The organism is Acinetobacter lwoffii (genome assembly GCF_024129685.1).
In the GTDB taxonomy this organism is placed as follows: Bacteria; Pseudomonadota; Gammaproteobacteria; order Pseudomonadales; family Moraxellaceae; genus Acinetobacter; species Acinetobacter lwoffii_X.
In genome coordinates this window covers 145,411-171,800 of sequence record NZ_JAMXXL010000003.1, presented here as the reverse complement: position 1 = coordinate 171,800, position 26,390 = coordinate 145,411, and the positions used below count along the sequence as shown (strand labels likewise).

Genomic DNA, 26,390 nt, shown 5'->3' with positions numbered 1-26,390 from the left:
AGCCTACCTCAAGATAAGATTTCCCCGAGACTTTATGTCTCCTAAAGAGCCGTTGAAGACTACGACGTTGATAGGTTGGATGTGGAAGCATAGCGATATGTGAAGCTGACCAATACTAATTGCTCGTGAGGCTTGACTATACAACACCCAAACAGTTGTTGTACGAACTTCGAAAGAAGTGAGGATCAATTGATTCGATATTAAACAAAGTGACTTGATTTAGTTACGCTAAACGAACAAACTACTGCAACTCAGATATACCTGTTAATGAACGATGTTCAAAGCACTGCTTTGAACAGAGTGCAAGATTTGAAGAAAGCTAAGGCAACCATAAGACCTCAGTAAGTAATCATACCAGTTGTGCTGGCGACCATAGCAAGAGTGAACCACCTGATCCCTTCCCGAACTCAGAAGTGAAACCTCTTAGCGCTGATGGTAGTGTGGGGTTACCCATGTGAGAGTAAGTCATCGCCAGCTCATTATTCGAAATCCCCCTCCGCATACGCAGAGGGGGATTTTTTTATGTGCGGGTTTTTAGATAAGATATTTAACATATCTATACCTCAAAGTTGATCAGATTCTTCTGAGACAGAGGACTCCTGTCAATTTGTTTGACCTATTAGGATCTCTGTAAGGCTGGCTCTAAAAGAGTTTATAAGCTGATTTTGTAAATTTTGGCACATAAAAAAACCAGCAAATCGCTGGTTTTTTACTGCTGGCTATTTTATCCAAACACACGCATTACGGCTGCAATTAATACCCAAAGAATGGCAATCGCTACGATTGGTTCAACAATCTTTGCCCATTTTGGGGTGTCGACAACAATCACTTCTTCGATATCTTGATGCTGCTGATTCTGGCTTACCATTTGATTAAACTCCTTCATTGATGCTTCCAATGATAGCTCTTCTTGCACAATTGGTTTAGAGCCTTTGAGTTCTGTTAGCTTGTTTGTTGTCCAAACCCAATCATCTGCTTGACCAGATAAATGTTCAATTTGCCCGGTCAGTAATTCCTGAATGCTATGGATATTATGGTTGCCGGTATCATGCAGTTGTTTTAATTCAATAAGCTGTAAATGAAAAATTTCTGAAGTGCTGTGCTCAAGCTGGGCTCGATCCAGAGTGGATTGATTTTCCGGACTGGTAGCGAGATGACGCACGATTTCCAGGATATATAATTCATCAGGATGATTGATTTCATTATAAATTTTTTGTGGGTTATGACGCCATTCAGTAATAAGTTTTCCTAAAGTTAAGGCATTGATTTCTGATATATATTTTCGTCTTTCTTCTTTTGTATATTCTTTTAGAAGCTCAGGCTTTTGAGTCTCTATCTGTTCAACAAAATATTGTACTAAATCAAAAGCCATTCACTTGCTCCATTATTTTTAATCTAATAGTCTTAAAGTCGGTTTTTTCTTTGGTTGTTCAGTTTGTTCTTCAGTGCTTGATTTTAAAGCATCTTCATCATTTTGTGTATGCTCATATTCACCTGGATCAAAGAATAAACCTTGACCATTTTCACGTGCATAAATACCGAGTACTGCTGCCATAGGCACATAAATATCACGAGAAACGCCACCAAAGCGAGCCGAGAAGCTAATGGCATCATTGCTCATATGCAGCGCATGCACGGCATGTGGCACAATATTCAGAACAATCTGTCCATCTTTAATAAACTGCTCAGGAACCATGGTATTTGGGCGTGTGGCATCCACCAGCAGGTAAGGCGTCATATTGTTATCGCAAACCCACTCATAGATTGCACGTGCCATATAGGGACGGGTAGGGCTAAGGTTGAATTCTTGTTCGGACATGATGTTTCTCTATGGATGTTTGAGTTGCACTGAATAACGGTTCTTTTCCTGCAATGTCATGGATTTTACAAAGGCAGGACGACTAAAAATTCGTTGGCAATATAAATAAAACGGACGGCATTGCTGCTGTGGTAATTCTACGCCCATCTGTTTCAGACGGATAAAAATTGGTGCCAACATACAATCCAGGATACTAAATTGTTCAGACATAAAATAGGGAAAATGCTGGAATAGTGGCATTAGTGAAATCAGGATATCCTGTAACTGCTTTTGTGCCTGAGTTCTGGCTTTCTTATCCAGCGTATCAGGATGGCGTAACATGAGATCAGCCAGTTTCAGCCAGTCATTTTCAAAGCGCCAGATGTATTGTCGTTGCTCTGCCCGGGGCATCGGAGCATCGGCATACAGTTTATTCTGACGATAACGATCATCTACATATTCTGAGATAATCGAAGTATTAAATAATTTAAGTTCATTTTCGATCAGCATCGGCAATTGATTATAAGGATTGAGACTGGCCAGATCCTCATCATCGGCATCCACCAAAATCAGGTTATATTTAATCTGTTTTTCGGTAAGCACATAGCGAATCCAATGGGAACGAAAGTCATCGGCATGACTATAGAGAGTGATTCCTTGAAGAGGCGCGCTTTCGACTGACATAAATCCTGATGAGCTTCTAATGAATAGACTAGGATACTAAAATTCAACCTAAAAAGCACCAAGCATCAAAGATCAATCGGCTTGAGCCAAGGTAGATTATAAGAAAAACAACTGGAGGAAAATAAGATGCTGATCAAGCTTCCTGTCATTTTGCTGTTTATCTGTATTGGGATCGCAAATTATTATTTGATGAAGTCATTCTGGTGTCACGAAGGGGTATGGGGTAAGGATGTACATGAACAATAACAAGAAAAAAGTTCTAAATGACCCACTAACCGCCATAAAAAAACCCTGGAAAATCCAGGGTTTTTTGTCCGATTCGGTAAACGAATTAACGTTTAGAGAACTGAGGACGTTTACGAGCTTTACGTAAACCAAGTTTCTTACGTTCAACTTCACGAGCATCACGAGTAACGAAACCAGCTTGACGAAGAGCAGGTTTTAAAGTTTCGTCAGAAGCGATCAATGCACGAGTAATACCGTGACGGATAGCGCCTGCTTGACCACCAATACCACCACCAGCAACAGTGATGTAAAGGTCATATTTGTCAGTAGCTTCAAGAAGCTCAAGTGGTTGGTTAACAACCATACGAGCAGTTTCACGACCGAAATACTGTTCAAGAGTACGGTTGTTAATTACGAGTTTACCAGTACCAGCTGATAGGAAAACACGTGCAGTTGCGGTCTTACGGCGACCTGTACCATAATTAGTAGCCATGTGCTGTTATCCCTTAGATGTCCAAAACTTGTGGCTGTTGAGCAGCGTGTGGATGCTCAGTACCTGCATACACTTTCATTTTCTTGATCATTGCATAACCAAGAGGACCTTTAGGTAACATACCTTTAACAGCTTTTTCTAGAACTGCTTCTGGTTTGTGAGCGATTAACTTTTCAAAGTTAGTCTCACGGATACCACCAGGGAAACCAGTGTGGCGATAGTATTTCTTATCTTGTGACTTTTTACCAGTCACAGTGATTTCTTCAGCATTGATAACAACGATGTAGTCGCCAGTGTCAACGTGAGGAGTATAAGAAGTTTTATGCTTACCGCGTAAACGACGAGCGATTTCAGTCGCAAGGCGACCTAAAGTTTTGCCAGAAGCATCAACAACGTACCAGTCGTGTTGAACTTCAGCTGGCTTAGCGCTGAGAGTTTTCATTAAACCACTACCTATTATAGTTGGTTTGGACTATGGAATCTGTCCAAACTAAAGGAGACGCGATTCTAAACGAATACGTGAAGAATCACAAATGAAAATTAAAATTTCAAGCGCTGTATTTTATCTAATCTCCCTGGTGAAAGAAAGACCTAAGCCTTTATATGCTACAAAAACTGCAACTATATTTGTAACCATAGTTTCAATGGTATCAAAATATTGATTTATAAGTACTCTTTGCAATGATTACTACAGCGTAGGCGTGATCGGGTTATAATATTTCTCAGCTTTGCCAAATTGAGAAGATGATGCTGCCTTTATATGTCACCAGTGGGGAACCTGCCGGAATTGGTCCTGATATTTGCCTGAGTCTTGCAGATCGTGTTGATGAGCGCCCAATTGTGGTATTGGCGGATATTCATATGCTCGAGCAACGTGCTCAGATACTCAAATTATCGGTTGAGCTGATTGAATATCAAGGACAGGAGTCATCTTCAGGCATCGGTCAGCTATTTGTAGAGCATGTTCCCGTGCAGCAAGACGTCGTATTGGGTGAGCTGAATCTGAACAATGCGGCTTATGTACTGGAGCAACTGCGTCGATCCGCAGACTATGCCATGTCAGGAAAAAGTGTCGGCGTCGCGACTGCGCCTGTACAAAAGTCCGTGATAAATGAAGCGGGCATTTCTTTTAGTGGTCATACCGAGTATTACCAGGAATTTGCTGGTGTTCCACGTGTAGTCATGATGCTGGCCACCAAAACTTTACGCGTGGCCTTGGCCACTACCCATCTTCCGCTTCGTGCCGTGGCAGATGCGATTACGCCTGAACGCTTGCATCAGGTGATTGATATTCTGATTCACGACCTGAAATCCAAATTCAAGATTGAACAGCCGAATATACTGGTTTGCGGTTTAAATCCGCATGCCGGGGAGGGCGGTTATTTGGGGATGGAAGAAATTGAAGTGATCAATCCGGTACTCGAAAGCTATCGTGCCCAAGGTATCAACATGAGTTTAAGCCTACCTGCTGATACTTTATTTACTCCAGAAAACCTAAAAGATGCTGATGCTGTTCTGGCGATGTATCACGATCAGGGCTTACCTGTGTTAAAATCACAGGGCTTTGGTGAAGCCATTAATATTACCCTCGGCTTACCGTTTATTCGAACTTCTGTTGATCATGGCACAGCACTCTCCCTTGCGGGGACGGGACTTGCGAAAAGTTCCAGCCTGCACGTTGCTGTCGATTTAGCCCTCGATCTGGCGCGCCACTGATTATTGTTCATCACTCACGTTGGAAATGTTTTTATGTATCAAATTAATGCCTTAAACCCAAAAGATGAAGGGCATCAGGCTCGAAAAAGATTTGGTCAAAACTTTTTACATGACCAGCGTGTCATTGCCAAAATTGTACGCTCAGTCAATCCGCGTCCAGGTCAGAACATTCTGGAAATTGGCCCGGGTCTGGCCGCTTTGACTTCACCTTTAATTGGCGAATGTGATGCCTTAACCGTACTTGAGCTGGATCGTGATCTGGCTGCTGGTCTGCCGGGTCGTGTGCCGCATCCGGAACGTTTAACCATTATTGAAGCCGATGCCTTGAGATATGATTATTCTCAATTGTTTCAGGAAGATCGTCCACTACGTGTCGTCGGTAACTTGCCTTATAATATTTCTACGCCATTGTTATTCCATCTTTTGGAATTTGGTGACAAAGTGCAAGACATGCATTTCATGCTACAAAAAGAAGTCGTGGATCGCATTACCGCATCACCGAATACCAAAGAATATGGCCGTCTGTCGGTGATGATTCAATATTTCTGTAAACCGACTTTCTTATTCGAAGTGCCACCTGGATCTTTTAATCCGCCTCCAAAAGTGACCTCAGCGGTATTCCGTTTAGAGCCTTATAAAGTTAAACCGATTGTGGCGAAGAATGAAAAAGCGCTGGCACGTCTGGTATCGCATGTCTTTACCCAGCGTCGTAAAACTCTGCGTAACAGCTTGAAGGGTATGCTGGTCGAAGAAGGTTTTGAAAAAGCGGGTGTTGATCCGATGGCGCGTCCAGAAACCCTAACCCTTGAACAGTTTGTTGCACTTTCAGATCAAATGGTGGCTTAAATTACGATGAACCGCACTGCTCGATATAATTATGTGATTGGGGATGTTCAAGGTTGTTTTGAGGCCTTGAAAGCTTTACTCAAGGAAATCCAGTTTGATGCAGAACAAGATTTTATCTGGTTTGCTGGAGATTTGGTTGCACGTGGTGAAAACTCAATCGCTGCATTGCGGTTTATCAAAAAGCTGGCTGAACAAGGTGCGGCTGCGACGGTCTTGGGAAATCATGATTTGACTTTGCTGGCTTATGCCCGTGGTATCAAGCCAGTAAAAGAAAAAGACAATGTCCGTGATGTGATTGATGCGATCGACAGTGATGACCTGATTGACTGGCTGCGCAAACAGCCAATGTGTCTATTTCCAAATGAGCAGACTATTCTGACGCATGCTGGAATTCCGAATATCTGGAGTGCAGAAAAAACTGCTCAATTGGCACAAGAAGTTGAAGCGATCATTGCTCATGATGACTTTGATGTGCTGGATGATTTCCTGAAAGAAATGTTCGGGAAAGAACCAGCACTCTGGTCGGATCAACTACAAGGCCATGAACGTATTCGCTGTATCGTGAATTACTTGACCCGGATGCGTTTAATCGATGCTAAGGGACGCCTGGAATACAGCTTTAAAGATGCGCTGGATGATCCGATGCCGCAAGGCTTTAAACCTTGGTTTGAGTTTGAATCACAGGCCGCACAAACTCATCAGATCCTGTTTGGTCACTGGGCCGCCTTGAACGGTAAAACCATTTCGAACAAGATTCAGAATGTAGATGGCGGTTGTGTCTGGGGTAATCAACTGATGGCCTTCCGCCTGGAAGATCAGCAGATGTTCGCGGTTGATAATCCGGTGATCTAAGTGTATCCAATAAAAAGCCACGTGATCACGTGGCTTTTTTAATTCTTGGATTCTTGATTAGTCTGCACGAATCCAGGTCTGGTTACGGCCTAGAACTGAAACGCCCATACTGGCACGTAAGGTTAAACGTTTACCGGTATTGTTTAAACGCATTTTTGCATCATAAATTTTACCTGCCAATGGATCGATAATACGACCTTTGTCATAATTTTTGGTGCCTTCAACCAGTTTTAGGCCTTTTAAAATGGTCATGCCTAAAATAGGCTGATTGGTATAAGGTGCAGGGCAGTTATTGCATTTTTCACGTGGATTATAGTCTGGGCGAGGCGTGATTTTTACAATTTTGCCTGAATAGGTATTATTTGCTTCTTTGCTAATGACGATAATCGCTTTAGCCGCCCCCGTTTTATCATCAATTTGTTGCCAGGTCCCGGTAATATCGTCTGCCCACAAATTCGTCATACATCCTGCTGTAAGCGCGGCAAGTAATATTTTTTTAAACATAGAGAGTCATTCCAAAGAATTTTTATCATCGCCCGCTCATGTTAGAAATCTTACTAAAATAGTCAACACTTATCTGAATACTATAGAGTTGATACACTAAAAAAAGCTGCCAATTTGGCAGCTTTTTTGAATAATGAGAATTAGGTATTAATCTTGGCGAATCCAGGTCTGGCTACGGCCTAAAGCGGACACACCCACATAACCACGCAAGGTTAAACGTTTACCATTGGCATTTAGACGCACTCGAGCGTCATAAACTTTACCTGCCAATGGATCAATCACTTTACCTTTTTCATAATTGTTGGTGCCTTCCACATGTTTTAAACCAGTCAATACATCCATGCCCATGATCGGCTGATTGGTATAAGGCGCGGGACATTTATTGCAGGTCTTTTGTGGAGTATAGCCTGGACGTGGAGTCACTTTGATAATTTTTCCAGCAAAAGTCCCATTATCATTTTGACGAATTTCAATAATTGCTTTTGGTGAGCCGGTTTTATCATCAATTTGCTGCCAGATGCCCGTCAGATCCTGTGCATAAGCAGTCCCAGTCATCAGTGCAGCGATGAACATTAATCCTAATTTAGTTTGTTTCATTATATTTATGCCTTTTTTATAGATGAATAAAATATCCCCAACACAAAAGTGCTGTTTTTATTAATCCTGGCGAATCCAGGTTTGTGTGCGACCAATCGCAGAGATCCCGATATATCCACGTAAAGTCAGTCGTTTCCCATTGGCAGAAATCCGCCCTTTTAAATCATAAATTTTGCCGGTGAGTGGATCGAGTACCCGGCCATGTGCATAGTTATTTTTGGTGGTGGGTTTCAGTCCTTTAATAACGTCTAATCCCAAAATCGGTTTATCGGTATAAGGTGGTGGACATTTGACACATTTTTCCCGTGGTGTATAACCTGGGCGAGGTGTGACTTTATTAATCGTTCCGGTATAGGAGCCATCAGCCTGCGTTTTCATTTCAATCAATGCTTTAGGTGAGCCGGTTTTATCATCAATCTGTTGCCAAAGACCAGATAACTCCTGAGCAAAGGCCATAGAGCCTGTGAATAAAGAAGCTGAAAAAACAGTTAAAATTGCGATTTTATACATGCGATATCCTTATCCTTATTTTTTTATGAACATTCACCTAATTCCATGTGGTGAATGTTGACGCAAACTACGTTAATACACTTTCATAATATATATTGCATGAAAAAAGCATATGTTTAATATTCATACAACTTAATGCATTAAAATGCAAGCTTCTATCTACTAAAGCATAACCCCGTCACATTTTATTTAATAAAGCAGGAATTAATCCTGCTTAATCCAGGTTTGACTACGGCCTAGTGCTGAAACGCCGATATAGCCGCGTAGGATCAGACGTTTCCCATTAGCACTTAATTTTGCCTTGGTGTTATAAAGATTCCCTGATAATGGATCAAGCAGCTTGCCTTGAGCAAAACTGTTATTGCCGACGTGCTTTAAGCCAGTGAGCACATCCAGACCGAGAATAGGTTTATTGGTATAAGGTGCAGGACAGGACACACATTTTTCTTTCGGGGTATATCCAGGACGCGGAGTAATTTTTGTGATCTTGGCAGCATAGACGCCGGAAGCCGTCTCACGAATTTCGAGGAATGCTTTAGGCGAACCAGTTTTGTCGTCAATATTTCTCCATGTGCCTGAAAGGTCAGAGGCAAAGGCCAAATGGCTGAAAGAGGCTAAAAGTAAAGTTGAAAAAAATTGAACCTTATTCATATATCTGTTCCTAGGTTGGATTAGAGTTCTTACTCTATAGTAAGAACGATTACCACATAAAACAAATGATTAATTTGATTCACTAGTCACATTTTTTGCAAATAAAGTATAAACGTAGGCAACCAGACCGCGGTAAAGACTGCATTGACGGCCATACCAAATGCGGCATAACGTCCTGCAATACTGCCACGCTGCCAGGCCTGAGCTGTACCAATGGCATGTGCGGCTAGTCCTAAAGCCAGTCCGGAGGCACGTTCATCATTGATATGTCTCAGAATAAATGGAGAAAAAGCTGCACCAATCACACCAGAAAGAATCACGATCAGAATGACCATGCTGATGGGTGCATCCAGCAGGGTGGCAATATTAATCGCAATTGGAGTGGTCACTGCGCGGGTAGCAAACGCCATAATATCTGCAGAGGACATATGCAGCAGATAAGCTAGTCCCATCGGCAAGGCGACAGCACTGATACTGGCAAAAACCAAAATGCCGATAATGGCTTTGAGCGGCAAGTCATCGTAGCGCATCGCGGCCAAAGGGATAGCAAGTGCGACGGTCACATAGCCGAGTAAATGGTTGAAAAGTGGATTAACTTCATCCATGTAATTTTCATAGGGAATGCCGAGCGCAAATAAAATCACCAGTACAAAGAACATGCTGAACACGATGACGGGAATTTGCGGAATGAACCGGTTACAGGGTTTGGCAATCAGATAGGCGATGAGGGTAACCGCAAAGCCATACAAAATAGATAACATGCGGAACTCCTATAACCAGCGCTTGGCCATTTTGGCGTAAATCCATAAAGGAATCAGGGTGCTGAAAAACATGATGAACAGAAAGGCCGGAATTTTCTGGCCCATATGTACCAGCATCATCAGTGCACCTGCACTGACAGGCAGGAAGGCAAAGGCGCTTTCCTTCATGAGCTTGTTATTGGTATCGACCAGGCGAGCAGGAAGCTTGCCAAAATAGCGCCAGGTAAACAGCGCAATTAAAAGGCTCAATAATCCGACCAGATTACCTAATTCAGGATGATTCAGTTGGGTCATTAACCAGACTGAAGCTTCCCGAAAGACAATAATTAGTAAAAGGGTGCCGATCCATGCCGGCCAATCTATTCGTTTTATCCAGTTCATTGCTATGATCATTAATATTAATAAGTTTACTTATCAAGTTTTACTCGATCTTTGACTGGATTTCAAACGCTTCCAGTGGACGTTGAAATTGCTGCGCCTGTTTGCCCAGGATTTCATCTAAAGGTAAATGCGCCTGTTTAATCAACTGTTCCAGTTTCTGTGGGGCAATTCGAATATGCAGATGTAGTTGGCCTTCATCATCATAATGTTCTGACTGGATCACATTCAGACCATAGAGCTGGTTGCGCAGCTTGCCATAAGCGGGTTTCAAGATTAAATCGAAAGACTGTAGTTGCCCCATCAAGGACTCATGTACTGCTTTACGCAGCAGGTCAATTCCTTCGCCACTATGTGCCGAAACATAGACCCGTTCCGGTTCACCTGGACGTCGATAAATAATTTTGGCTTCTTCACCGCTACAGTCAATTTTATTGTAAACCTGCAAGATCGGCACATCTGCACCAATTTCTTTCAGCACTTTTTCTACAGCTTCAATCTGCTCCAGCATTTCTGGGCTGCTTGAATCAATGACATGCAGTAACAGCGTGGCTTCTACGGTTTCCTCCAAAGTTGCTTTAAAGGATTCAACCAGCGAATGGGAAAGGTTACGGACAAAACCTACCGTATCGGCCAGCACCAGATTGCCAATCCCATCCCATTCCAGACGCCGTAAAGTAGGGTCCAAGGTTGCAAACAGCTGATCGGCTGCATAGACATCGCTGTTGGCGAGTAAATTAAACAAGGTGGACTTGCCGGCATTGGTATAACCGACCAAAGATACCGTCGGCACAGCAGCTTTTTGACGAGCAACACGGCCTTGCATCCGGGTCTGGCGGACTTTATCAATGCGTGCCTTGAGCTGTCCCATACGGATACGCAGCAAACGGCGGTCAGTTTCCAGCAGGGTTTCACCCGGGCCACGTAAACCGATCCCGCCTTTCTGGCTGTCGAGATTGCCACGACTACGAATTAAACGCGAAGATAAATGTTGTAGCTGTGCCAGTTCGACTTGCAACTTGCCTTCATAGGTACGGGCACGCTGGGCAAAAATATCCAGAATCAGTTCAGTACGATCGACCACGCGGCATTTGATCACCTGTTCCAGATTACGGGCTTGGGCTGGGGTCAGGGCATGGTCAAAAATAACCAGGTTGGCCTCCAGTTCTTCAACACGTTCGGCGATTTCTTCTGCCTTGCCGGAGCCGATAAAAAATTTGGCATCGGGTTTCACCCGCTGAGCATAAATATGTTCCAGAATTTCAGCATCTGCAGACTGGGCCAGCAAACGAAACTCTTCAGCATCAAGGTCATCCAGCATTTGTACGCTGACACTCACCAGAATGACGCGCTCTTTCCCTCGATGTTGTTGTAAATATTCCACTCAGGCCAATCTCCACTTGAAAACTTTAGTGTAGTTGAAAAAGGGCTGTGCAGATACTGAATTAGCACGGCTTTGGTTTAAAGTGCGCTGATAAACAGTTGTGCAAGTGTTACCAGTACCACGGCATAGATGAAGGTGCCGCCCAAAATATATTTGAGCACTTGTAAAGGCTGTGGTGTGTCGTTCGCGGGCTGAGTTTGATCTGGCATAGCTATGATCCTTTTCAATCTAATATTTCGATAGTTTTATTTTGAATGATTTTTTAATCCAATTAAAATTGAAGATATAGATGTTATTGGTCGATTTTTATTATCAATGCAAGTTGCGAATGAACAGTATAGAATGAGTTTAATTCGTGGATATTCCCTGTATCTCGCTTAGGATTTAATGACGTTTTTATGAACTCGACTGTACAAAACCAGACTCCAGATATCGAAGGCTTGGCCAAGTTTTTCCTGTATAGCCGGAAAATCACAGCTTCATTGGCTACCATTAGTGAAGGGTTTTACTTGGTTTTTCGTCATGGCTTATATAAAAATCCGAATAACCCGACCAATACGCGCTATGTGCAACATTTTTGCCGTCAGTTATGCAAAGTATTCAATATCGAAGTGCAGGTGCATGGCGAGATTCCACGTGAACCCGCCTTATGGGTCAGTAATCATGTGTCTTGGCTGGATATTGCCGTTCTGGGTTCCGGAGCGCGCGTATTTTTTCTGGCGAAAGCAGAAATCGAGAACTGGCCGATTCTAGGCAAATTGGCCAAGGGTGGGGGTACCTTATTTATTAAACGGGGTTCAGGAGATTCCGTCAGGATCCGTGAACAAATTACCGATTTTCTCAAACAGAATATTCCGGTGCTGTTCTTTCCTGAAGCGACGACTTCTGATGGACGAGCCATCAAAAAAGTGCATGGCCGGATTTTAGGCGCCGCGATTGAAGCGCAGCGTCCTGTACAAATCTGTCTGATTTGTTATGTGAATCAGCAGGGCGAACTGGATATGGTTGCGCCGTTTGTCAATGACATCAGTTTTGCTGCCCATGTCAAAAAAGTACTGGAAATGCCGCAAGTCATTGCACATTTAGTGGCTTTACCTGCAATTGCCACGGAAGGGCATACGGTTGAAAGCCTTACCCGTGTGGTCCAGGAAAAAATGCAGACTGGCCTAGTTGAACTTCAGTCACGGGTATTGAAAAAGCCTCAATAAGAGGCTTTTTTATGGTTTTTGTTCAAAGAATCAAACTTACATAAAGCCTTCAATAGGCAGCCACGACACCAGTTTAAGTCCAGCTTTCTGATACCATTTCATTTTTGGTTCTTTGGTAAACGTTTGAACGTCACCATTGGCTTTCTTGATTTTCCAGTTAATGTTCTGATTCGCATCCAGCACCAGTTTATACGCATATTTGCTTAAATTTTTGTCCATGGTGTCGTGTACTGCACGTGCCAAAGACGGACTGTTCAGCAACACGCCAATTTCAGTATTCAAATAGGCTGAACGCGGATCAAAGTTAAAAGAACCAATAAACACCTGTTTTTGATCCAGTGCCATCAGTTTGGCATGCAGGCTGGAACGGCTCAGTCCTTTCAGGCTGACTTTAGCTTTTTTCGAAATTTCCTCAGTATTGGCATTTAGGTGATTAGCTTCTGGGGCTGCTAGAAACTCATACAGCTGCACCCCATTTTCCAATAGATCCTGACGATATTTGGCATAAAAAGCATGCACTACGGCAACGTCATTGGCCTTAAAAGAGTTGGTCAGGACACGAACCTTGATATTCTCATTCGCCAATTTCTTTAAACGGTCTGCGCCGATTTTTTCCGGAACAAAATAGGCAGAGACAATATCGACACTTTGTTCAGGTTTTTCCAGCCGCTGTAATAACTGGAAATTCAGGTGTTCTTCGGTTTTGGCCTTGGCTTTGATTTTGCTCGGTGGATCTTTGACTACTTCGGCTTCCACCCAATCCAGCTGAATGTTTTGTTCCAGCCATTGGTCAAAGGCTCTGGAACGATTGGCCAGATCCAGATAATTTTGAGTGGCTGGATCCTGACTATGGGTTTCTAGCTGTTGTTTTAAGCTTGGAAAACGTAAGCCATGATGCCGTGGATTCACCACCTCTTGTACCGGATAGGCATAATCATCATTCCAGTATTCATCGAAGGAATGAATGATTTCATCCGATGCTGCACCGACCAGCATCACATCGACATCAGAGAACTGATAGCTTTCACTGACATTATAATACTGGTTACTCATATTGCGCCCGCCAATCAAGGCAATCTGGTTATCGACAATAAAGCTTTTATTGTGCATGCGGCGGTTAATGCGCTTTAAATCCAGCACCATGTCCATGGCGCGGTATTTACGAAAGCGATAGGGATTATACAGTCTGACATCGATATTTTGATGCTGGTTCAAGGCCAGATAAATCCCTTCCATTTTCTTGGCATTATTGTCATCCATCAACAGGCGCACTTTTACGCCTCGATCTGCTGCCTGAATAATCGCATGCAGGGCGAGGGCACCGATCCGGTCGTTATCCCAGATGTAATATTGCAGATCCAGACTGCGTTCCGCTTTATTAATCAGCTGAATCCGAGCAGCCAGTGCTTCAAGCGGATCATACAGCACGCGATAGCCGGTCAGACCGATGTTCTGGTCACGTAAAGGTTCAACAATTTGTGCCAGGCTGGTTTGCGATGTATCCGTTTCAAATGCCATCTGGCTTGGCTGTTCGGTTTGCTTGGGTAAGGTGCTACATGCAGGCAGACCTAGAACCAGGCTACAGCTCAGTAAAATGCCGGCTTTATAGCGATGAGTGCGTATAAAACCTGAGGATTGAAGATGAACTTGATCGCGGGGAGCAGTGGCCATATAAGTCGAAGAATGAAAAATTAGAATTGAGTATAATTGCCAGCTATGAAAAGATAAATATAAAGCCAGTAATCTGCTGCTCGACTGAATAAGGCCAATTTATGTGGGATTCGAATTCCGTACTGTTTTATTTTTATCTGGGAATGGCGATTTTAGCCATCTGGGCTGTGGCTCAGGCATGGTCGAGCCAATCACGTACCGAAACCATTCATCCCTTTAAAGCTTTTGGTCATTTGCTGGCGTTTTATCTTGCCTATTTATTGATCCCTTTGGTTTTCTTCAGTATTTATGCTGGATGGACGGGTTATTATTCACTGCATGAAGCTATTTTTGTATTTTTGCTCAGTGGGGTTCTGACTTATGCCCGCTTTATCGAGCCGTATTTAATTCAAGTGAAAACGACACAATATCAGATCAATGCAGATAAACGTTTAAAGCAGCCGGTGAAAATCGCCCTGATTGCAGACTTGCATATCGGTCTGTTTTCGGGTCATGAGCGGCAGTTGCGACAAATTGTACACAAATTAAATCATATTCAACCTGATTTGGTGGTGGTTGCTGGCGACTGGACTTATGAGCCAGAAAATAAACTGACACAGGAACTGGCAGTTTTAAAAGAGATTCACGCTCCTGTTTATTCGGTCAATGGTAATCATGATGAGCAATATCCCGGACCGCCGATTCGGGAACTGTTGCACTATGCACTGCAAGTCAATCAGGTCATGGATATTGAAGGTCAAATTGTTGAATTTGATGAATTTCGTCTCTTGGGCGTAGGTGATCTCTGGGCTGGAAAAGCCGATATGCGCAGTTTGCCCGACCTGCCTCAGGACAAGCCTTGGGTCATTCTTTCGCATAACCCGGATACAGTCGATATGATTCCGAAACTGCCGACGCGCCCTCTAATGCTGTCTGGACATACTCATGGCGGACAGGTAGAGCTGCCTTGGCTGACCGATTACGTCATGAAAAAAGTTTCAATTTTGGGGCATAAAAAGGGCATGTACCGTCATGAACATGCAGATGTGTTCGTCACTGTCGGTACCGGCTTGGTCGGTGTACCTTTCCGTTTCCGGGTGCCACCTACCATTGATATTATTGAACTGATTTAAATTCAGTCGGCGTGCTGTACCGCGTTAACTGATGATCCAGACCAGAATCAGCAACACGACTGCGATGGCCGCCATCATCCAGATTTTCTTTTCGATTTTTCGGGTTGGAACTTCTTCACGTAATTGCTGTGCGGTGAATTCGGCCTCTGTTGGTATATTCAGGCTCGGATGGGTTGGAATTTCAAGCGGGGGCGTCACCAGGTCAATCTCACCGGCATCATCACTAAAGCGCGGCCCTATCGTTTCATTTTTCATGACTACATCGTACTCACGCACAATTTCTTCAATCACTTGTAGCGCCTGATCTTCATCCAGAGGCGTATGCTCGGTGATATAGCGTACAGCTTCTAATTTTTTATCATCTTCCAGCAAAATAATGATATTGACCAACTGCTCCTGCGACAGGGATTCAATAAGCTCCTGCATGATCTTGCCTCATTTTTTGGAATTGAGTCCATTTGATTGTTGAGCAAACTTCAGCAGATCAGTAGCAGAGTTTTGTTGTGAAATCATAAAAAAAGCCAGCATTGAATGCTGGCTTCTGAATCTATCTAAAACTTTAGATCTGATTATTTACATCATCATTCTTGGTTTCACGAATCAGCAAAAATGCGACCAGCGACAGGATAGAGGCTGCGGTCAGGTAATAACCAACTGCAGACAAACCATAGGCAGTTGCCAGTTTGGTTGCGATTAACGGAGCAAAGGATGCACCGAAAATGCCTGCCAGGTTAAAGGTTAATGCAGAACCGGTATAACGAACTGAAGTCGGGAAAATTTCAGACAATACCGTACCGATTGGCCCATAAGTTAAGCCCATGATGGCCAGACCAATACACAAGAACAGGAACACCACCAAGGTGCTGCCAGATTCAAGCATATCTGCAAAGAAGATACCGAAGATCGCAGAAATGACACATACCGCAATCGAAGTAGTCTTACGGCCAAATTTCTCGGCTAATACTGCTGAAAGCGGGATAAAGGCAGCAAAACATAGGGTTGCAACTAACTGCAATTGCAGGAATTCTTCACGAGAATAACCTAACTGTTTGGTTCCCCATTGCAGTGCAAATACCGTAGTGAGGTAGAACACAACGAATGTACAGATTGCAGCAATCGTGCCCAGAACCAGCATGCGGGAATGCTTTTTGAATACCTGAACAAAAGGAACATTCACTTCTTTTTGTTTATCCAGCACTTTCTGGAAAGCCGGTGTTTCATGCAGTTTTAAACGGATCCATAAACCCATAATTACCAACAAGGCACTTGAGATAAACGGAATACGCCAGCCCCACGCCATAAAGTCCGCTTCAGACATGAAAGCACCAAGGGTCAGGAAAGAACCTGTCGCCAGAATAAAGCCAATTGGAGCACCCAGTTGCGGGAACATGCCATACCAGGCACGCTTGCCTTCAGGCGCATTTTCGGTCGCAAGCAGTACCGCACCTGACCATTCACCGCCCAGACCCAAGCCCTGACCTAAACGGCACAGTGCAAGCAGGAGTGGCGCAGCAATCCCGATTTGCGCATAAGTGGGTAATAGGCCAATCGCAACGGTTGAAATCCCCATAGTTAGCAAAGCTGCAACCAAGGTGGCTTTTCGTCCGATCCGGTCACCTAAATGACCAAATAATGCTGCCCCAATAGGACGGGCAATAAAGGCAATCGCAAAAGTCGCAAGAGACTGAATAGTTGCGGTCATCGGATCTGTACTTGCAGGGAAGAACAGATACGGAAAAATAATGACAGCAGCGGTGGCATAAATATAAAAATCGAAAAACTCGATTGTGGTGCCTACCAAGCTTGCTGTTAAAACGCGAAATTTTGAATTTTGTGCTGGCTGAGCAGCAGAATTAGACGACGCCATGGAAAACCTTACACTTACTAAAAATAAAAAAACTTAGTTTTAAAAGCGTAATCTTTTTAAAAAAGGCGTAATTTTTTAAAAAAACAACTGCAATCTTCTCGCTTCAACTCGCTCAGGGTCACTGAAATGAAAAAGGAGATGATTAAATCACGTAAAGATAGATAGACAGAAAATGTGATCCTGCGCCTATCAATACAAATATGTGCCAGATAGCGTGGGTATATCTTACTCTTTTTAAAGCGTAAAACAATGCACCCACGGTATAAGCGAGTCCACCAATGATGAGAAAGGTTAAAGATTGAGCACTTAAATATTGCTGCATATCATCAATCACCAGTAGTGCCAGCCAGCCCATGGCCAGATAAGCAGCCAAAGAAAGTTTCTGGAAACGATGAATGAAAACGAACTTGAAAAGTGTTCCAAGAAGGGCAATCACCCACAGTGCAATCAATAAATACTGGGCTTTGGCAGTCGGAATGGCAATCGACAGGAAAGGGGTATAAGTTCCGGCGATTAAATAATAAATCGCAGTATGATCGATTTTTTTATAAAAATAACGGCGGTCTGCTGCAGTGGCCATGTGATAGAGCATCGAAGCAGAAAATAACAGAATCATGCTCAGCGCATAAACCCATAGTCCAATCCATTGTCCAGTACTTAGGTAAGACCCTTTAATAATCAAAAGAATACCAGCAACAATGGACAGTCCGGCACCTACGCCATGACTAATATAGTTAATCCGTTCCTCATTTTGATCATAATCTGGAACCAGTGGAGCATTCTGCATGATTGTCATTCTTCTTCAAATATACACTTGTATAGTAATTCAATTTTGCTTTTAGGTTAAGAAGATTTAAACTTGATGCGCAATTCATTTCAGGTTTTATCTATGTCAACGTTGGCAACTCTCTCAGATCAGGAACAGCAATTCTTGGACACCTTTCAGCAAGCTGTTGAAAGGGATCAATTTGATCGCCTGATCTTAAGCCAGTATAAAGGTGAACTGCAGGATTTAGAAAAAATGACCTTGCGAGTCATTACATTAAATGAACAGCGCGTATTGAGCTGCCTGTATCGTTACAAGACGCAGGATGTCACCAAGAATTATCCTTTGGATGAAGCATTATTTCAGGTTACTTCACTACTGGCGTGTTGCAAACAAGCCAATCTGATCACCGTCGATGAAGAATTACAGCTGAAAAAAAACAAGAAAAAAGCCATGTTAACGCGCAGTAAACATAAAGTAGCGATGAATCAGGCGAAGCCTGCTGAACAAGGTCATGACCGGATTAAACAACGTTTTGTCGATCAGGACAGTATCTTTCTCCAGCATCTCGGGATTACCGATCAAAAAGCGCAAATTATTCCGAGCATGGCGCGCAAATGGAAGCAGATTAATAAGTTTGTGGAAATTTTCTCAGGTGCCCTGGCGCAGATTAAGCCACAAGCCGAAGGCCTGCGCGTGGTGGATTTTGGTTCGGGTAAAGGCTATCTGACCTGTGCTTTATATGACTATATGCAAAAACATGGTCAAACGCCGCATGTCACGGGGGTAGAGCTTAATCCGAAAATGGTTGAATTCTGCCAGAATGTCGCGCAGCAATCTGGTTTTGATCAGCTGGACTTTTTCCAGGGGGATGTGCGTACCTATGCGCCAGAACGTCTGGATGTGATGATTGCCTTACATGCCTGTGATGTAGCAACAGATTTTGCGATTCATAGCGGGATTCGCCTGAATGCACAGATGATCATGTGTGCACCGTGTTGTCATAAGGAATTGCGTCCGCAGTTGCAGGCGCCAAAAGTCCTCAGCCCGATGTTACAGTTTGGTATTCATGCCGGACAGCAGGCAGAAATGTTGACCGATACCATTCGTGCTTTACTGCTCAAAGCTTATGGTTATGAAACCAAAGTTTTTGAATTTGTGGCGCTGGAACATACCAGTAAAAATAAAATGATTCTGGCGACAAAACGCAAAGACTATCAACAACCCGATCAGGAAGTTCTGGCACAAATCCAGGCACTAAAAGAGATGTATGGGATCCAGAAACATTCACTGGAATTGTTGCTTAATGATCAATGGGATCAGCAGGGAATTGGTTCTAAATGCTAAATAATCCAGAATTGAAAATAGTGTCCGGCAGCTGGAAGGATTTGGCAACGCCTGCCAAAATGATTCGTGAAGCCGTATTTATTCAAGAACAGCATATAGCAGCTGAAGATGAGTGGGATGCTGAGGATGCGGTTGCTGTACATTTCATTGTTTTTCAGCAGGATCAGGCGATTGCTACAGCACGCTTATTGTCAAATAATAGTATCGGTCGGGTTGCAGTCCTAACAACAGCACGCGGTTTCGGTGTTGGTCAGCGCTTGATGCAGGCCGTGATTGACTATGCGCGTGCAGAGCAGCGTAAGTTGGTAAAGCTGTCTTCGCAAGTGCACGCCATTGGCTTCTATCAAGCGCTGGGATTTGAAGCTCAAGGTGATGAATATCTGGATTGTGGAATTCCGCATATTGATATGTATTTAAAGCTTTAATTTTCAGCCATTCAAATACGAAAAAGCGAGGCATTGACCTCGCTTTTTTATGCATAGACTGAATCTGGATCAGTGGCTATGTGCTGCATTTGAGCTGTGCTCGGCATTATCCATATTGGCATGTTCTTCAGCTGACATATTGTGTTCAGCAGCTGTCGTACCTGGATGAGCCGTATTGGTAGCTTCACGTGCTTCACGATCCGCCTGCGCTTTGGCAAGCGCTTCTGGAGACATCGTTGGTGCATTTTTAAAAGCGTGTTGCTGGGTAGTCTGTTTATTTTGCTGGCTTGGCATGTAATCCGGTTCATTACTTATCGCGAGCCAAAAAATAAGCATGAATAATCCACCTAAAATACAGAAGATAATAAGTGCTTTCCAACCCCAAGGAGATTTTTCAGGTGAACTGTGATCAGTCATAGGTCTTACCCACGTGGATACCAAACTTATGTAACTTTATAACATAAATTGATCAAAAAGCAGATCAAAATCTGTCATCACATGACTCTGTTCATTGCTTGAAGCAAATCTGGAAGATAAAAAAGAGGAAACACGTTCCTCTTTTTATTTAAGTGCTCAAATTATTGAATCGGCTGAGCGTGTGCTGCGCGATCTTTGAGGAGTTGTGGGGCTTTGAAGCGTTCGCCATATTTATTTTCAAGTACTTTGGCACGGGTCACGGCTTTGGCTAAACCATACTGATTCAGGAATTGCACAGCACCGCCCGTCCAGGCGGCAAAGCCAATACCAAAAATAGAACCGACATTGGCATCGACCACAGATTCCAGGACACCTTCTTCCAGACAGCGCACGGTATCGAGTGCCTGTACAAACAGGAAGCGGTCAATCATTTCCTGTTCAGAAATATCGTTGTCTTTTTTCCAGTGGCTGAGACCAGACCAGAGCTGCTTTTTGGCATCGGCCGGATAATCATAAAAACCTGCGCCTGCGGCCTTACCTTTACGGTTAAATTCGTGAATCATGCTGTGAATCACGTCATCCGCAGGTGATTTAGTGATGGTCTGACCTTGTGCTCCTAAAGCTTTGTATCTTTCATTGGCCACATGTTCAGACAGGGTCAAGGACACTTCATCCTGAATCGCCAACGGGCCTACCGGCATACCGGCTTTGAGAGCTGCCATTTCAATTCGTGCCGGATGTACGCCTTCTGCCAGCAGACGCAAGCCTTCCTGTACAAAGGTGCCAAACACGCGGCTGGTAAAGAAGCCACGGCTGTCATTCACCACAATCGGTAATTTGCCAATCTGCTGCACGAAATCGAAAGCTTTGGCCAGCGTTTCTGCCGAGGTATTTTTACCTTTGATAATTTCGACTAGCTGCATTTTATCGACCGGACTGAAGAAATGCAGGCCGATAAAGTTCTGATCATTTTTTGAAGCCTGGGCTAATTCTGTGATCGGCAGGGTCGAGGTATTCGAAGCCATCATCCCGTTGCTGATAAGATATTGCTCTGCCTCTTGCGTGACTTGAGCCTTGAGCGCGGGATTTTCAAAGACGGCTTCAATGATCAGGTCACAACCCGCTAGATCTTCATTCGATGCAGTCGCTTGAATCAGACCCAGAACCTGATCTCGTTTCTCGGCCGTTAAACGCCCTTGAGCGACTTTTTTATCCAGCAGTTTCTGGCTGTAGGCTTTGCCTTTTTCAGCCGCTTCGATTGAAATGTCTTTTAGCACCACTGGAATGCCTTTGCTGGCAGTGGCATAGGCGATCCCAGCACCCATCATGCCCGCACCTAGAATACCGACTTTCGTGGCTTTCCATCTTTCAATACCTTGAGGGCGACTGGCACCGGACTTGATCGCATTCAGGCCATGCCAGAAGGTGCCAATCATATTTTTAGAAATTTGACCGATGGCAAGATAAGTAAAGTAACGTGATTCAATGGTCAGGGCTGTATCGACATCGACCTGTGCACCTTCTACTGCAGCCGACATGATCGCTTCAGGTGCAGGGTAGCAGCCTTTGGTTTTATCGCGCAGCATCGCCGGAGCGATTGCCAGCATCTGGGCAACTGCTGGTGTCGAAGGGCTACCACCCGGAATTTTATAGCCTTTTACATCGAATGGCTGCTGAGATTTTGGATTGGCTTTGATCCAAGCAATGGCCTTTTTCAACAGTTCATCGGTACTGTCTGTGAGATCGTGAATCAACCCTAAAGATCTGGCTTTATCGACTCCAAACTGTTTGCCTTCCATCAATAAAGGAAGGGCATTTTGCAGACCGAGCAGGCGGATGCTACGGACGATACCACCGCCACCTGGTAATAAACCCAGTGTGACTTCAGGCAGGCCAAATTTGCTTTTAGGGTCATTCAGGGCAATACGGTGATGGGCACACAGGGCAATTTCCCAGCCACCGCCAAGCGCCGTACCATTCAGTGCAGCAACCACAGGAATACCGCGAGTTTCAATATAGCGTAGTTTGGCTTTCATCTCTTCAATCATATTGAAGAATTCAGTTGCATGTTCAGGAGTAGCTTGAATCAGTTCATCCAGATCACCGCCAGCAAAGAAAGTTTTTTTCGCTGAACGGAAAATAATCCCGGCAATATCTTCATCTGCTTGTAACTGGGCAACGACTTCATCCAGTGCCGTGCGAAAGTCGGCATTCATGGTATTGGCAGACTGGTTTGGAGAATCAAACGTTAAAATAACAATATTATCTTCATTTTTTTGATATTGAATTGCGCTCATTATTTTTCTCCTTATACCAGTTCAATAATGGTTGCGATGCCCATACCGCCACCCACACAAAGTGTAGCCAGACCCCGCTTTTTGCCCTGGCGTTCTAACTCATCCAGTAATGTCCCTAAAATCATCGCACCAGTTGCACCGAGTGGATGTCCCATGGCAATTGCACCGCCGTTGACATTCACCTTGGCAGGATCAACCTTCATTTCATTGATAAAGCGCATCACCACGGCAGCAAAAGCTTCATTGACTTCAAACAGGTCAATATCATCAATCGTTAAACCCGCCTTAGCCAAGGCCTTACGAGCAGCCGGGGCAGGGCCGGTCAGCATAATGGTCGGATCTGCACCGACCAATGCCGTCGCCAGTACTTTGGCACGTGGCTTCAGACCTTGTTCTTTTACTGCTTGTTCCGATGCGATCAAAACCACAGCCGCACCATCGACAATGCCTGAGGAATTCCCGGCATGATGCACATGATTGACAGCACCGACTTCAGGATATTTTTGCAGGGCAATTGCATCAAAGCCCATTTGCCCCATAGTGGCGAAACTTGGATTGAGTTTATCTAAGCCTTCAGCGGTCGTTATCGGTTTGATGAATTCATCTTTATCCAGAATCACTACACCGGCTTTATCTTTTACTGGAATAACGGATGCGTTAAAGTAACCATTGGCTTGAGCGGCAGCTGCTTTCTTTTGTGATTGTTCGGCAAACTGGTCTACTTCTGCACGGCTATAACCGTCAATCGTGGCAATTAAATCTGCACCGATACCTTGCGGAATAAAGTCACAGGCCATATTGGTCTCAGGGTCAAGCGCCCAAGGGCCGCCATCAGAACCCATCGCTACGCGGGACATGGATTCGACGCCGCCTGCAACGACCAGATCTTCCCAGCCAGAACGGACTTTTTGTGCGGCCAGATTGACAGCTTCGAGTCCGGAAGCGCAGAAACGGTTGATTTGCACGCCAGCGACATCATTGTCCCAACCCGCAGCAATGGCAGCGGTCTTGGCAATATCGGCCCCCTGATCACCAATCGGGGTGACACAACCCAGCACAATATCATCGACTTTTGAGGTGTCCAGTCCGTGACGGTCTTTCAGTTCATTGAGTAAACCAGTCAGTAATGAAATGGGTTTTACTTGATGTAAAGATCCATCTTTTTTGCCTTTTCCGCGTGGCGTACGAATGGCGTCAATAATATATGCCTCGCTCATAGCATGTTCCTTTTATTGATTTAATGAAAATTATTCTAATGATTCGAGTGTAATCCTTAATTTTTGAAGTGCAATGACGAGAACGGGCCAGATCATTTGAGCGATTTAGCCAATTTTAGCTATAAAAAAGCCTAAGCTAATGCTTAGGCGGAGAGAACTGGTTTTATTATTACATGCTCTTTTGCGGCATTACTTGATTAATGATAGCCATGTAATTGACGATACAGACCCGGAGTCACACCTGTCCATTTTTTGAAAGCACGGTGGAAGGTACTGGTTTCACTGAAACCGACCTGTTGTGCGACATCTTCAAGGGTAAGATCAGGGTTAAGTAACAGGTGAATTGCGGCATCACGTCGCAATGCATCTTTCACGCCTTGATAGCTTTTGCCTTCGGCTGCCAGACGGCGACGCAAGGTTTGCGGTGATAGATATAACATCGATGCCACATCATTCAAGGTTGGCATTTCTTCACCAATCTGGCTCTTCAGCACATCACGGATTCTAGAAGTCAGTGAATTGGTATTTTTGAATTTCACCAGCAGTTGGGCCGGCGCTGCTTTCAAAAATTCTTCCAGAGTTTCTTCATTCTGGCGAATTGGCAAATCCAGATAATCCGCAGCAAAAGTGATCTCGGTGCGTGGCATATCGAACTGCATTACCGGCGCAAAGAATAAGGCATCATATTCATCGGCATGGTCTGGACGAGGGTAGCTAAAATGCACGCGTTCCAGTGGCAGGCGACGCTCAATGAGCCAAGACGCCAAGCCATGCCAGATCATCAGCATGCTTTCAGTAATGAAATGATCCGGATCCATCGCATTTGGAATCAGCGGAACCAGACGTGCTTCGTGTTTGTCGCGTTCCAGGGTCACCGACCAGTCATCACCAAAGAGTTTGTAGAACTGGGAAGACAGTTCCAGTGCATCACCCAGAGTTTTGGCATGAATGATCAGCTGGCACATGATCGCAAACGTACCCAGACGGCGTTGCTGTTTGTCAAAGCCGACATGCTCGTCCTGGGTTACCATCCACAACATTTTAATAAAGCGGGTATATTGTTCAGGCGAAATACGCGCTTTGGGCTGATGCAGCAATTCTGCTTCAATCCCGACGTGAGACAATAAAGTATCGACATCCATGCCCAGACGCTTAACGCCAGATAAGGCTGCATTGACGAAGTGGATACTGATCGTATCGCGACTCATGTTTAATCCTTCAGTCTCTTTAATGTTCACTAATAATTGACCTAAATGACGAAAAATAATAAAGCAATGGCAATTTACAAGAATACCTTTGCCATTTTCTTACATATTAGATTGCCGAAACTATCAAGGTAAATGGCTGAACATGACATTGTTTTTATGCATTTATGTGCCTAAGATGCTGAAAAAAGCAATATAAGTAGAGCAAATACTCCAATGTCATATGTATTAAAAGGATTGAAAATCCTAGATTTTTCTACACTTTTACCCGGCCCGTTTGCCACATTATATCTTGCTGATTTAGGTGCAGAAGTTGTGCATATTGAATCACCAACCCGACCGGACCTGTTGCGATTAATGCCACCTTTTGCCAATGGACAGGCCACTTCACAAAGTTATTTGAATCGAAACAAGCAATCGGTTGCACTGGATTTGAAAGATCCTACGAATATTGAACTGGTTAAATCCAGGATTGCAGATTATGACATTGTGATTGAGCAATTCCGTCCCGGGGTGATGCAACGTCTTGGGCTAGACTATCAAACCTTGAGCGAAATTAATCCGAAACTGATTTACTGTTCCATTACCGGTTATGGCCAAACTGGCACATATAAAGATAAGGCAGGGCACGACATTAATTATCTGGCTTTATCTGGAATTGCCGGACACAGTGGCCGGATTGAAAATGGTCCACCTGCCTTGGGAATTCAGGTCGCCGATGTTGCAGGTGGTTCCATGCATGCCGTGATTGCGATTCTGGCTGCGGTGATTGAACGCCAACAAAGTGGCAAAGGGCAATATATTGATATTTCCATGACCGATTGCGTGGTGACGATGAATAATTTGGCGGCTTCTGCCAGTCTGGCTGGCAATCAGCATCAACGGCCTGAATCAGGGTATCTGAATGGCGGTACTTTTTACGACTATTATGAAACCCAGGATGGGCGTTATTTGTCGATTGGCAGTCTGGAACCACAATTTATGCAGGGGCTGGCACAGGCTTTAGAGCTGCCGATTGTTTTGGAAAAAGGTGCTTCTTATGCCGCTGAAGATCATGCTGCGGTGAAACAGGCGATTCAGAATAAAATCAAGACCAAGTCATTGGCTGCATGGCAAACGCTGTTTGCCGCGCTAGACGTCTGTGTCGAACCGGTACTCAAACTTGAAGAAGCTTTACATTCTGATCTGGCCCAGCAGCGGGGATGGGTTGTACAGGTGCCACTCAAATCCAATAGTCAGCAAACCGAAGCACAACTGGCTTGCCCGATTAAATTTTCACGTTCCACGATACGTTATGAATTTGTAGGGCAGCAATTGGGAGAGAGTCAAAATTGGTAGAATTTTTAAAGTGTTAATAGAGTAGAGAGAGAAATCTTTCTATATGAAAATAAGTAATAATGATTGAAGAATTTAATCATTATTACTTTAAATTTAATCCAATGCTGTAAACACTGAGATC

General features: G+C 44.0%; 29 protein-coding genes and 2 rRNA genes. 10 read left to right on the top strand and 21 right to left on the bottom strand.

Annotation, left to right across the window (positions count from 1 at the left end; genetic code table 11):
* Nucleotides 1-140 (top strand): 23S ribosomal RNA (locus NI464_RS02670); the annotation flags it as partial.
* A gap of 222 nt (nt 141-362) precedes the next feature.
* A 5S ribosomal RNA gene (gene rrf, locus NI464_RS02665) occupies nt 363-477 on the top strand.
* A 247-nt stretch (nt 478-724) separates the two neighbouring features.
* Here rrf and NI464_RS02660 read toward each other — a convergent pair.
* The 5 genes from NI464_RS02660 to rplM form a co-directional block, all read right to left on the bottom strand.
* Nucleotides 725-1,372 carry a hypothetical protein gene (locus tag NI464_RS02660; protein WP_004645970.1) on the bottom strand — a complete coding sequence of 216 codons (648 nt, stop codon included), beginning with the start codon at nt 1,370-1,372 and terminating at the stop codon, nt 725-727.
* 18 nt (nt 1,373-1,390) lie between these two features.
* Nucleotides 1,391-1,819 (bottom strand): ClpXP protease specificity-enhancing factor, encoded by a 429-nt coding sequence (locus tag NI464_RS02655; RefSeq protein WP_004281679.1) that lies wholly within the window; start codon nt 1,817-1,819, stop codon nt 1,391-1,393.
* A gap of 9 nt (nt 1,820-1,828) precedes the next feature.
* Entirely contained in the window at nt 1,829-2,482 is a 654-nt protein-coding gene (locus NI464_RS02650) for a glutathione S-transferase N-terminal domain-containing protein (RefSeq protein WP_004645969.1), read from the bottom strand.
* Between the two features lie 331 nt (nt 2,483-2,813).
* Nucleotides 2,814-3,200 carry a 30S ribosomal protein S9 gene (gene rpsI / locus NI464_RS02645; RefSeq protein ID WP_004281681.1) on the bottom strand — a complete coding sequence of 129 codons (387 nt, stop codon included), beginning with the start codon at nt 3,198-3,200 and terminating at the stop codon, nt 2,814-2,816.
* A 13-nt stretch (nt 3,201-3,213) separates the two neighbouring features.
* The gene (rplM, locus tag NI464_RS02640) at nt 3,214-3,642 is read right to left on the bottom strand and encodes a 50S ribosomal protein L13 (protein ID WP_004281682.1); all 429 of its coding nucleotides are present in this window, start codon (nt 3,640-3,642) and stop codon (nt 3,214-3,216) included.
* 305 nt (nt 3,643-3,947) lie between these two features.
* Between rplM and pdxA the strand changes: the two genes are divergently transcribed.
* The 3 genes from pdxA to NI464_RS02625 are packed head-to-tail and all read left to right on the top strand — an operon-like array spanning nt 3,948 to nt 6,614.
* Nucleotides 3,948-4,916, top strand: a complete 969-nt coding sequence (pdxA, locus tag NI464_RS02635) for a 4-hydroxythreonine-4-phosphate dehydrogenase PdxA (RefSeq protein WP_004645967.1) — start codon at nt 3,948-3,950, stop codon at nt 4,914-4,916.
* A gap of 33 nt (nt 4,917-4,949) precedes the next feature.
* Nucleotides 4,950-5,762 (top strand): 16S rRNA (adenine(1518)-N(6)/adenine(1519)-N(6))-dimethyltransferase RsmA, encoded by an 813-nt coding sequence (rsmA, locus tag NI464_RS02630; RefSeq protein ID WP_004645966.1) that lies wholly within the window; start codon nt 4,950-4,952, stop codon nt 5,760-5,762.
* A 6-nt stretch (nt 5,763-5,768) separates the two neighbouring features.
* Nucleotides 5,769-6,614, top strand: a complete 846-nt coding sequence (locus NI464_RS02625) for a symmetrical bis(5'-nucleosyl)-tetraphosphatase (protein ID WP_004645965.1) — start codon at nt 5,769-5,771, stop codon at nt 6,612-6,614.
* 57 nt (nt 6,615-6,671) lie between these two features.
* On the opposite strand, the gene NI464_RS02620 is transcribed toward NI464_RS02625, so the two are convergent.
* The 8 genes from NI464_RS02620 to NI464_RS15835 form a co-directional block, all read right to left on the bottom strand.
* Nucleotides 6,672-7,118, bottom strand: a complete 447-nt coding sequence (locus tag NI464_RS02620) for a DUF2147 domain-containing protein (RefSeq protein WP_004645964.1) — start codon at nt 7,116-7,118, stop codon at nt 6,672-6,674.
* A 147-nt stretch (nt 7,119-7,265) separates the two neighbouring features.
* A complete protein-coding gene (locus tag NI464_RS02615; protein WP_004645963.1) occupies nt 7,266-7,715 on the bottom strand; it encodes a DUF2147 domain-containing protein in 450 nt (149 codons plus the stop codon).
* A 60-nt stretch (nt 7,716-7,775) separates the two neighbouring features.
* Nucleotides 7,776-8,225: a DUF2147 domain-containing protein gene (locus tag NI464_RS02610; RefSeq protein WP_004645961.1), complete on the bottom strand. Its 450-nt coding sequence runs from the start codon at nt 8,223-8,225 to the stop codon at nt 7,776-7,778.
* A 204-nt stretch (nt 8,226-8,429) separates the two neighbouring features.
* Nucleotides 8,430-8,876, bottom strand: coding sequence for a DUF2147 domain-containing protein (locus NI464_RS02605; RefSeq protein ID WP_253137706.1), 447 nt, complete (start codon nt 8,874-8,876; stop codon nt 8,430-8,432).
* An 86-nt stretch (nt 8,877-8,962) separates the two neighbouring features.
* Complete coding sequence (locus tag NI464_RS02600; protein ID WP_004732186.1) at nt 8,963-9,637, bottom strand: LrgB family protein; 675 nt, start codon at nt 9,635-9,637, stop codon at nt 8,963-8,965.
* A gap of 9 nt (nt 9,638-9,646) precedes the next feature.
* Nucleotides 9,647-10,018 (bottom strand): hypothetical protein, encoded by a 372-nt coding sequence (locus tag NI464_RS02595; RefSeq protein WP_004281691.1) that lies wholly within the window; start codon nt 10,016-10,018, stop codon nt 9,647-9,649.
* A gap of 40 nt (nt 10,019-10,058) precedes the next feature.
* Nucleotides 10,059-11,399: a ribosome rescue GTPase HflX gene (gene hflX / locus NI464_RS02590; protein WP_004732184.1), complete on the bottom strand. Its 1,341-nt coding sequence runs from the start codon at nt 11,397-11,399 to the stop codon at nt 10,059-10,061.
* Between the two features lie 77 nt (nt 11,400-11,476).
* Nucleotides 11,477-11,608, bottom strand: a complete 132-nt coding sequence (locus tag NI464_RS15835; RefSeq protein WP_004645957.1) for a hypothetical protein — start codon at nt 11,606-11,608, stop codon at nt 11,477-11,479.
* Between the two features lie 189 nt (nt 11,609-11,797).
* On the opposite strand from NI464_RS15835, the gene NI464_RS02585 reads away from it, so the two are divergent.
* Nucleotides 11,798-12,607 carry a lysophospholipid acyltransferase family protein gene (locus NI464_RS02585; protein ID WP_004732180.1) on the top strand — a complete coding sequence of 270 codons (810 nt, stop codon included), beginning with the start codon at nt 11,798-11,800 and terminating at the stop codon, nt 12,605-12,607.
* A gap of 36 nt (nt 12,608-12,643) precedes the next feature.
* Here the strand turns inward: NI464_RS02585 and NI464_RS02580 are convergent, their stop codons facing one another.
* Nucleotides 12,644-14,278 carry a phospholipase D family protein gene (locus tag NI464_RS02580; RefSeq protein WP_253137705.1) on the bottom strand — a complete coding sequence of 545 codons (1,635 nt, stop codon included), beginning with the start codon at nt 14,276-14,278 and terminating at the stop codon, nt 12,644-12,646.
* 101 nt (nt 14,279-14,379) lie between these two features.
* Here NI464_RS02580 and NI464_RS02575 point away from each other — a divergent pair, with 101 nt between their 5' ends.
* The gene (locus tag NI464_RS02575) at nt 14,380-15,390 is read left to right on the top strand and encodes a metallophosphoesterase (RefSeq protein WP_253137704.1); all 1,011 of its coding nucleotides are present in this window, start codon (nt 14,380-14,382) and stop codon (nt 15,388-15,390) included.
* Nucleotides 15,391-15,414: 24 nt separating this feature from the next.
* On the opposite strand, the gene NI464_RS02570 is transcribed toward NI464_RS02575, so the two are convergent.
* The 3 genes from NI464_RS02570 to trhA form a co-directional block, all read right to left on the bottom strand.
* Nucleotides 15,415-15,816, bottom strand: coding sequence for a hypothetical protein (locus NI464_RS02570; RefSeq protein WP_253137703.1), 402 nt, complete (start codon nt 15,814-15,816; stop codon nt 15,415-15,417).
* 133 nt (nt 15,817-15,949) lie between these two features.
* Nucleotides 15,950-17,257 carry an MFS transporter gene (locus NI464_RS02565; RefSeq protein WP_195725624.1) on the bottom strand — a complete coding sequence of 436 codons (1,308 nt, stop codon included), beginning with the start codon at nt 17,255-17,257 and terminating at the stop codon, nt 15,950-15,952.
* 142 nt (nt 17,258-17,399) lie between these two features.
* Complete coding sequence (trhA, locus tag NI464_RS02560; protein WP_005106124.1) at nt 17,400-18,044, bottom strand: PAQR family membrane homeostasis protein TrhA; 645 nt, start codon at nt 18,042-18,044, stop codon at nt 17,400-17,402.
* 102 nt (nt 18,045-18,146) lie between these two features.
* Between trhA and NI464_RS02555 the strand changes: the two genes are divergently transcribed.
* Together NI464_RS02555 and NI464_RS02550 are read left to right on the top strand one after the other, a co-directional pair.
* A complete protein-coding gene (locus NI464_RS02555; RefSeq protein ID WP_243475085.1) occupies nt 18,147-19,370 on the top strand; it encodes a class I SAM-dependent methyltransferase in 1,224 nt (407 codons plus the stop codon).
* Nucleotides 19,364-19,795 carry a GNAT family N-acetyltransferase gene (locus tag NI464_RS02550; RefSeq protein WP_253137702.1) on the top strand — a complete coding sequence of 144 codons (432 nt, stop codon included), beginning with the start codon at nt 19,364-19,366 and terminating at the stop codon, nt 19,793-19,795. Before NI464_RS02555 ends, NI464_RS02550 begins: the two co-directional genes overlap by 7 nt.
* 69 nt (nt 19,796-19,864) lie before the next feature.
* Here NI464_RS02550 and NI464_RS02545 read toward each other — a convergent pair whose 3' ends face one another.
* The 4 genes from NI464_RS02545 to NI464_RS02530 all read right to left on the bottom strand — a co-directional run bounded on the left by NI464_RS02545 (nt 19,865) and on the right by NI464_RS02530 (nt 24,934).
* Complete coding sequence (locus NI464_RS02545) at nt 19,865-20,212, bottom strand: hypothetical protein (RefSeq protein ID WP_253137701.1); 348 nt, start codon at nt 20,210-20,212, stop codon at nt 19,865-19,867.
* A gap of 161 nt (nt 20,213-20,373) precedes the next feature.
* Nucleotides 20,374-22,509 (bottom strand): 3-hydroxyacyl-CoA dehydrogenase NAD-binding domain-containing protein, encoded by a 2,136-nt coding sequence (locus NI464_RS02540; RefSeq protein ID WP_174894281.1) that lies wholly within the window; start codon nt 22,507-22,509, stop codon nt 20,374-20,376.
* An 11-nt stretch (nt 22,510-22,520) separates the two neighbouring features.
* On the bottom strand, nt 22,521-23,726 hold the full coding sequence (locus tag NI464_RS02535) for an acetyl-CoA C-acetyltransferase (RefSeq protein WP_253137700.1): 1,206 nt from the start codon (nt 23,724-23,726) through the stop codon (nt 22,521-22,523).
* 197 nt (nt 23,727-23,923) lie between these two features.
* On the bottom strand, nt 23,924-24,934 hold the full coding sequence (locus NI464_RS02530) for an AraC family transcriptional regulator (RefSeq protein ID WP_004645946.1): 1,011 nt from the start codon (nt 24,932-24,934) through the stop codon (nt 23,924-23,926).
* A gap of 213 nt (nt 24,935-25,147) precedes the next feature.
* Between NI464_RS02530 and NI464_RS02525 the strand changes: the two genes are divergently transcribed.
* Nucleotides 25,148-26,269 (top strand): CaiB/BaiF CoA transferase family protein, encoded by a 1,122-nt coding sequence (locus NI464_RS02525; protein WP_253137699.1) that lies wholly within the window; start codon nt 25,148-25,150, stop codon nt 26,267-26,269.
* The last annotated feature ends 121 nt before the right edge of the window (nt 26,270-26,390 follow it).

What these genes read in the sequence shown, in the direction of transcription:
- NI464_RS02660 (WP_004645970.1), bottom strand. Translation starts at nt 1,372, where the DNA reads ATGGCTTTTGATTTAGTACAATATTTTGTTGAACAGATAGAGACTCAA.
- NI464_RS02655 (WP_004281679.1), bottom strand. Translation starts at nt 1,819, where the DNA reads ATGTCCGAACAAGAATTCAACCTTAGCCCTACCCGTCCCTATATGGCA.
- NI464_RS02650 (WP_004645969.1), bottom strand. Translation starts at nt 2,482, where the DNA reads ATGTCAGTCGAAAGCGCGCCTCTTCAAGGAATCACTCTCTATAGTCAT.
- rpsI (WP_004281681.1), bottom strand. Translation starts at nt 3,200, where the DNA reads ATGGCTACTAATTATGGTACAGGTCGCCGTAAGACCGCAACTGCACGT.
- rplM (WP_004281682.1), bottom strand. Translation starts at nt 3,642, where the DNA reads ATGAAAACTCTCAGCGCTAAGCCAGCTGAAGTTCAACACGACTGGTAC.
- pdxA (WP_004645967.1), top strand. Translation starts at nt 3,948, where the DNA reads ATGCTGCCTTTATATGTCACCAGTGGGGAACCTGCCGGAATTGGTCCT.
- rsmA (WP_004645966.1), top strand. Translation starts at nt 4,950, where the DNA reads ATGTATCAAATTAATGCCTTAAACCCAAAAGATGAAGGGCATCAGGCT.
- NI464_RS02625 (WP_004645965.1), top strand. Translation starts at nt 5,769, where the DNA reads ATGAACCGCACTGCTCGATATAATTATGTGATTGGGGATGTTCAAGGT.
- NI464_RS02620 (WP_004645964.1), bottom strand. Translation starts at nt 7,118, where the DNA reads ATGTTTAAAAAAATATTACTTGCCGCGCTTACAGCAGGATGTATGACG.
- NI464_RS02615 (WP_004645963.1), bottom strand. Translation starts at nt 7,715, where the DNA reads ATGAAACAAACTAAATTAGGATTAATGTTCATCGCTGCACTGATGACT.
- NI464_RS02610 (WP_004645961.1), bottom strand. Translation starts at nt 8,225, where the DNA reads ATGTATAAAATCGCAATTTTAACTGTTTTTTCAGCTTCTTTATTCACA.
- NI464_RS02605 (WP_253137706.1), bottom strand. Translation starts at nt 8,876, where the DNA reads ATGAATAAGGTTCAATTTTTTTCAACTTTACTTTTAGCCTCTTTCAGC.
- NI464_RS02600 (WP_004732186.1), bottom strand. Translation starts at nt 9,637, where the DNA reads ATGTTATCTATTTTGTATGGCTTTGCGGTTACCCTCATCGCCTATCTG.
- NI464_RS02595 (WP_004281691.1), bottom strand. Translation starts at nt 10,018, where the DNA reads ATGAACTGGATAAAACGAATAGATTGGCCGGCATGGATCGGCACCCTT.
- NI464_RS15835 (WP_004645957.1), bottom strand. Translation starts at nt 11,608, where the DNA reads ATGCCAGATCAAACTCAGCCCGCGAACGACACACCACAGCCTTTACAA.
- NI464_RS02585 (WP_004732180.1), top strand. Translation starts at nt 11,798, where the DNA reads ATGAACTCGACTGTACAAAACCAGACTCCAGATATCGAAGGCTTGGCC.
- NI464_RS02580 (WP_253137705.1), bottom strand. Translation starts at nt 14,278, where the DNA reads ATGGCCACTGCTCCCCGCGATCAAGTTCATCTTCAATCCTCAGGTTTT.
- NI464_RS02575 (WP_253137704.1), top strand. Translation starts at nt 14,380, where the DNA reads ATGTGGGATTCGAATTCCGTACTGTTTTATTTTTATCTGGGAATGGCG.
- NI464_RS02570 (WP_253137703.1), bottom strand. Translation starts at nt 15,816, where the DNA reads ATGCAGGAGCTTATTGAATCCCTGTCGCAGGAGCAGTTGGTCAATATC.
- NI464_RS02565 (WP_195725624.1), bottom strand. Translation starts at nt 17,257, where the DNA reads ATGGCGTCGTCTAATTCTGCTGCTCAGCCAGCACAAAATTCAAAATTT.
- trhA (WP_005106124.1), bottom strand. Translation starts at nt 18,044, where the DNA reads ATGCAGAATGCTCCACTGGTTCCAGATTATGATCAAAATGAGGAACGG.
- NI464_RS02555 (WP_243475085.1), top strand. Translation starts at nt 18,147, where the DNA reads ATGTCAACGTTGGCAACTCTCTCAGATCAGGAACAGCAATTCTTGGAC.
- NI464_RS02550 (WP_253137702.1), top strand. Translation starts at nt 19,364, where the DNA reads ATGCTAAATAATCCAGAATTGAAAATAGTGTCCGGCAGCTGGAAGGAT.
- NI464_RS02545 (WP_253137701.1), bottom strand. Translation starts at nt 20,212, where the DNA reads ATGACTGATCACAGTTCACCTGAAAAATCTCCTTGGGGTTGGAAAGCA.
- NI464_RS02540 (WP_174894281.1), bottom strand. Translation starts at nt 22,509, where the DNA reads ATGAGCGCAATTCAATATCAAAAAAATGAAGATAATATTGTTATTTTA.
- NI464_RS02535 (WP_253137700.1), bottom strand. Translation starts at nt 23,726, where the DNA reads ATGAGCGAGGCATATATTATTGACGCCATTCGTACGCCACGCGGAAAA.
- NI464_RS02530 (WP_004645946.1), bottom strand. Translation starts at nt 24,934, where the DNA reads ATGAGTCGCGATACGATCAGTATCCACTTCGTCAATGCAGCCTTATCT.
- NI464_RS02525 (WP_253137699.1), top strand. Translation starts at nt 25,148, where the DNA reads ATGTCATATGTATTAAAAGGATTGAAAATCCTAGATTTTTCTACACTT.